This is a genomic window from Microtetraspora sp. AC03309, assembly GCF_020826795.1.
GTDB classification, from domain to species: domain Bacteria; phylum Actinomycetota; class Actinomycetes; order Streptosporangiales; family Streptosporangiaceae; genus Microtetraspora; species Microtetraspora glauca.
The window spans coordinates 1-774 of record NZ_JADDIL010000289.1 but is presented as its reverse complement, the minus strand read 5'-3'; the positions used below and the strand labels follow the sequence as shown (position 1 = coordinate 774).

The 774-nt window shown below is 67.4% G+C and carries 1 protein-coding gene; it reads right to left on the bottom strand.

Going from position 1 to position 774, the window contains the following annotated elements:
- A partial coding sequence (locus IMZ11_RS42890; protein WP_255708148.1) for a transposase occupies window positions 1-673 on the bottom strand: 673 nt, incomplete at its 3' end.
- Between the last annotated feature and the right edge of the window lie 101 nt (window positions 674-774).

Here is a 774-nt window from a genome sequence, read left to right as displayed (position 1 = left end):
GGGTGCCGCCGCCGGAGTCGGTGCGGATCAGCACTTGGCGGCGGCGCTGTTTGGGGAGCTGTGCGAGTGCCAGCCGGGTGGCGTCGATGTGATCGAGTGCTGTGTTGGAACCGGCGTTGCCTGGCCGCAGCACGATGGCGAGGGGCTCACCGGCCCCGTCGGCGCCGTGGTCGGCGAAGACGGTCATCGGGTGGAAGCCGAAGGTCTTCTTCCAGGTCGGCGTGGCCTGGTCCTTGTCGGAGTGGGCGATGACGATGGTGGCGTCGATGTCGATGGGGATCAGCTCGCCGTCTGTGCCGGGCGCGTGCTGTCCGGCGAGGGTCCAGGCTTGCCGGCGGGCGACGGCACGTGCGGCGCGGATGGCTTTCAGCGCCCGGGCGGGGTCGGCAGCGAGCCGGTCGATCAGGCGGGAGACGGTCGGGTCGGAGGCTACATGGCCGAACAGTTCCGGCTGAGAGCGCAGTATCGCGATGTCGGCCAGGCAGTCCCCGCCGAGAGCCAGGCTGATGGCCAGGTCGGTGATGACCTTGCCGGGATCGTGGACGGCTCGTGGTGGCCGCCATCGCTCCAACTGGGCTGATAGGGCCTTGTTCAGGCCGGTGATCCGCAGTGTCTCTAGCAGGAGAAGCCCACCGGCTTGGGAGACGAGTCCCGTTCCATCGGCGGAGACCATGATCTTGCGTTGGGAAGCGATAGTCTGCACGTGAAAAGTGCCTTCTGAATTGGCGCGGACAGGACTCTCGACAAGCCCGATCCTCCCAGTTCAGAGGCGCT